Annotated in this window: 2 protein-coding genes and 3 pseudogenes; 4 read left to right on the top strand and 1 reads right to left on the bottom strand. The window is 60.6% G+C overall.

Translation table 11 applies throughout. The features are described 5' to 3' along the window. The first annotated feature begins 112 nt into the window (after window positions 1-112). Window positions 113-460 carry an IS66 family insertion sequence element accessory protein TnpB gene (gene tnpB / locus ASG57_RS29560; protein ID WP_057198635.1) on the top strand — a complete coding sequence of 116 codons (348 nt, stop codon included), beginning with the start codon at window positions 113-115 and terminating at the stop codon, window positions 458-460. Window positions 461-504: 44 nt separating this feature from the next. After that, window positions 505-1,353: pseudogene (locus ASG57_RS29555) on the top strand (IS66 family transposase); the annotation flags it as partial. A gap of 159 nt (window positions 1,354-1,512) precedes the next feature. Here ASG57_RS29555 and ASG57_RS29550 read toward each other — a convergent pair. Then, window positions 1,513-2,578: pseudogene (locus tag ASG57_RS29550) on the bottom strand (IS110 family RNA-guided transposase). A gap of 62 nt (window positions 2,579-2,640) precedes the next feature. On the opposite strand from ASG57_RS29550, the pseudogene tnpC reads away from it, so the two are divergent. Further along, window positions 2,641-3,438 (top strand): annotated as a pseudogene (gene tnpC, locus ASG57_RS29545) (IS66 family transposase); the annotation flags it as partial. Further along, window positions 3,435-4,040 carry a plasmid pRiA4b ORF-3 family protein gene (locus ASG57_RS29540; protein WP_057198633.1) on the top strand — a complete coding sequence of 202 codons (606 nt, stop codon included), beginning with the start codon at window positions 3,435-3,437 and terminating at the stop codon, window positions 4,038-4,040. The pseudogene tnpC and the gene ASG57_RS29540, both read left to right, overlap by 4 nt. Window positions 4,041-4,155 lie beyond the last annotated feature (115 nt).

The following is a 4,155-nucleotide window of genomic DNA, read 5'->3' as shown; positions in this document are numbered from 1 at the left end:
AACCGGACAAGGCTCCATTCCGCACTCGGATATATCCCCCCGATCGAGATGGAGCTAAAAGCCGCTTAACCCGTCCACTTTATCGGGGGAAGATCAATGCTTTGGTACGCCGATGATCCCGGTTCCGACGGGCGCGCGAGTATGGCTCGCGACGGGCTACACGGACATGCGGCGAGGCTTTCCGTCGTTAGCACTCCAAGTGCAGGAGGTGCTGCGCAAGGACCCGCTCAGCGGTCATCTGTTCGTCTTCCGCGGTCGCCGAAGCGATCTTGTGAAGGTGATCTGGCACGATGGCCAAGGAGCATGCCTGTTCACCAAAAGACTCGAGAGAGGAAAGTTCATCTGGCCATCGGTTGCGGGCGAAGCCGTAACGATCTCACCGGCGCAGATGAGCTACCTGTTGTCCGGAATCGATTGGCGCAACCCTCAAGAAACCCAACGTCCGACGCGGGTCGGATAGCGTTTTGCGTTTGAATCTGGCGCTTGATCTGATTCAATGGCTTCATGATAGCGAAGCCGGACGATCTTCCATCGGACCTTGCGAGTGCCCTGGCGGCGCTGCAGGCCGAGCGTGAGGCGCGGCTGCGAGCCGAGGCGGTGGCTGCCAGTGCGCGGGCGGAGCTGTCGGACAACGCGGCGCTGATCGCGCATCTCGAGCTGCGGATCGAGAAGCTCAAACGCGAACTGTACGGGCAGCGCTCCGAGCGCACGGCGCGTCTAATCGAGCAGTTGGAATTGGAGCTCGAAGAACTTGCCACCACGGCGAGCGAGGATGAGCTTGCCGCGCAGGCCGCGGCGGCGAAGACGCAGAACGTCCGCCCCTTCACGCGCAAGCGACCAGTGCGCAAGCCCTGGCCGGACGATATCGAACACGAGCGCGTCGTCATTGACGCTCCGACGAGCTGCGCCTGCTGCGGCGGATCGCGACTGGCGAAGATCGGCGAGGATGTGACCGAGACGCTGGAGGAGATCCCGCGTCGCTTCAAGGTCATCGAGACAGTGCGCGAGAAGTTCACCTGCCGCGATTGCGAGAAGATCAGCCAGCCGCCGGCGCCGTTCCATGCCACGCCGCGCGGCTTCATCGGCCCGCAATTGCTGGCGACGATCCTGTTCGACAAGTTCGGTATGCACATCCCGCTCAATCGCCAGAGTGCGCGCTTTAAGGCCGAGAGGATCGACCTGCCGCTGTCGACGCTGGCGGATCAGGTCGGCCACGGGACCTTCGCCGTCATGCCGCTCTTCCACCTGATCGAGCGTCATGTGCTCGCTGCCGAGCGTCTGCATGGCGACGACACCACCATCCGCATCCTGGCCAAGAGCAAGTGCACGACCGGGCGGATCTGGACCTATCTATGGACGGTCCCCGCTTTGCAAGGCCATTTGCTTTGTTTTGGCTAACGATCGTTTGCAGCTATCTATCCGGCTTTATGGCATGCCACGAGCCTTGATGAGATCCGCGGATCGGCGCCCAATTACGTTGGCGAGCTCTGAAGCTCGATAGGTCCAACGGGCTTAGCCGACCCCGGTCCGACTGGTTGCCATCACTCTGCTTTGCCCTCGCAAACGGAGCCACGCTCGATTTATACTTGCGCGGTATTCTTCACCATTGGCCATGATCGCCCAAGCGATCCGTGCAGTTTTGTGAGCGAGCGCCACCGTCACGACATTGAAGGGACGCCTGCCGAGCAGCTCTGTTATCCAGGTATTGGTGACCTGATGGATACGGACGCGATGAACGGCCGCTCGGGCGCCATGTATTAGCAACTTACGAATGTAGCCGTCGCCGCGCTTGCTGATACCGCCCAAACGCTCCCTTCCCCCGGTCGAATGCTGCTTCGGTACTAATCCAAGCCAGGCGGCGAAATGCCTTGCCGAAGCGAACTGTTGTGGATGATCGACAGACGCCGCCAGGGCGGTGGCGTCAAATGGGCCGATGCCCGCCACCTTCATGAGACGCCGACAGACTTCATTGTCTTTGGCAGTTGCAAGGATCATTTTCTCGTGGCTTTCAATGTGTAGCTCAAGGTCTTCGATCTGATCGACAAGGATTGAAAGAGCGCTACGCGCGCTCTGTGGGATGCGCTCGTCAACGTCCACGAGTGCCATGAGCTCTCTCGCGTTTGCTTTTCCCTTCCCGGTCACGATTCCCAACTCGCCCAAATGACCACGCAGAGCATTTATCGCGCCTGTGCGCTGTCGAATAAGCAAATCTCGCGTGCGATGTAGCATTAAAATTCCCTGCTGTTCGACGGTTTTTACAGGGACAAAGCGCATGCCAGGCCGTTGGACGGCTTCCCAGCACGCCTCCGCATCAGCAGCATCATGCTTGTTTGTCTTCACGTAGGCTCGGACGTAGCGGGCCGGCATAAGACGTGCTTTGTGTCCAAGCTTTATTAGTTCACGAGCCCAATGATGAGCGCTGCCGCAAAGCCTCAAGACCAACGAGACAACTTGGAAGCCGTGAAAAGAAATCGAGAACCTTCCCGCGGGCGAGCTTCTTGCGGATAATTTCTCCATCCGCCGTAATCCAGTGGATTTGAAACCAGCTCTTCGAGATATCAAGCCCGATTGTCACCATAGCTTGTCCTCCTTCTTGGGTGCCCTTTCGCAGCTTATCAGGGCGGGGACCGTCCATCTCATTATGTGCGCGACGATCGGCCGTTCGGCGGACGGGCGCCGCCGGGTGCGCTCTATTACGCCTCGCGCGACCGGCGGCAGGAGCATCCCACACGGCATCTCCAAAGCTTCTCTGGCATCCTGCAGGCCGATGCCTATAGCGGCTACAATGAGCTATATGACGCCTCGCGCGCGCAGGGACCGATCACGCCTGCACTCTGTTGGGCCCACGCCCGCCGGCAGTTTTTTGAGCTGGCGGACATCGCCGCCAATGCGAGGGCCGGCAAGAACGCCGCGGCGATCTCGCCGATTGCCCTAGAGGCGGTCAAGCGCATCGATGCACTGTTCGATATTGAGCGCGGCATCAACGGCCAAAGCGCCGAAGAGCGGCTGCGGGTGCGCAAAGAACAAAGCGCCCCGCTTTTAACGGCATTGGAAGCTTGGCTGCGCGAGCAGCGTGCCCGGCTGTCGAACTCGTCCGCGGTCGCCAAGCCAATCGATTACATGCTGCGCCGCTGGGAACGGTTTGCTCGCTTCACCGATGACGGGCGGATCTGCCTGACAAACAATGCGGCGGAGCGCGCGCTGCGCGGCTTTGCCTTGGGCCGCAAGTCCTGGCTGTTCGCCGGCTCGGAACGTGGTGCCGACCGCGCCGCTATCATGGCGACGCTGATCATGACGGCAAAGCTCAACGACGTCGATCCGCAAGCCTGGCTGGCGGACGTCTTGGCCCGCATCAACGATCACGCTGTCCACAGGCTCGAGGAACTCCTGCCATGGAGCTGGGCCTCCGAGATAGAGCGCCGTAAACTGGCGGTATGACCGTCGGAATCGCTCGCCTCAAGATTACGCTCGATGACGTCAAGCCGGTGGTTCTGCGCCGGGTCGATGTGCCATTCGACATCAAGCTCGACCGCCTGCACCTGACCATCCGAGCGGCCATGGGTTGGACCAACAGCCATCTCTACGAGCTGCGCGCCGGCGACGTCGGGTGGAGCACGCCTTACCCGGATGCAGATTGGGGCGTCGGCGAGTTCCTCGATGCCCGCAAGGCTCGGCTTACCGATATCCTCGAAGATGTCGGAACAAAGAAGCTCACATACCTCTATGACTTCGGTGACGGCTGGGAGCACTCGATCAAGGTCGAGCGCCTCATCGATCCCGAGCCAGGCGTGCTCTATCCGCGTCTGATCGAAGTCAGCGGCCGCTGTCCTCCCGAGGATTGTGGCGGTCCCTGGGGCTATGCCGAACTCCTCGAAGCCATCAAGGACCCCACCCACGAACGCCACGCCGAACTCACCGAATGGATCGGCGACGACTTCGATCCTGACATCGACGAGGCCGAGTGGCTCACCACGGAAGTTGAGGCCCTCGCCAAAAAATGGTCACGCAAACCCGAAGGCAAGCGCGCCAAACGCAGCTAACCCGCGGCCTTCACCGGCTTTCAATTACCCACATTTCCGGCCGCTCCGATTTCGGCGCCGAGTTCGATATCAGTGAGTCTGGAGAGTCCGCGCCAGATGACAACATTTCCGGGTG

Origin of the sequence: Bradyrhizobium sp. Leaf396 (assembly GCF_001424605.1) — a bacterium.
In the GTDB taxonomy this organism is placed as follows: Bacteria; Pseudomonadota; Alphaproteobacteria; order Rhizobiales; family Xanthobacteraceae; genus Bradyrhizobium; species Bradyrhizobium japonicum_C.
Note: the sequence above shows the minus strand (reverse complement) of the source record. Positions and strands in the feature narration are given on the sequence as shown.

Coding starts and splice junctions, on each gene's coding strand:
- tnpB (WP_057198635.1), top strand. CDS start 113: ATGATCCCGGTTCCGACGGGCGCGCGAGTATGGCTCGCGACGGGCTAC.
- ASG57_RS29540 (WP_057198633.1), top strand. CDS start 3,435: ATGACCGTCGGAATCGCTCGCCTCAAGATTACGCTCGATGACGTCAAG.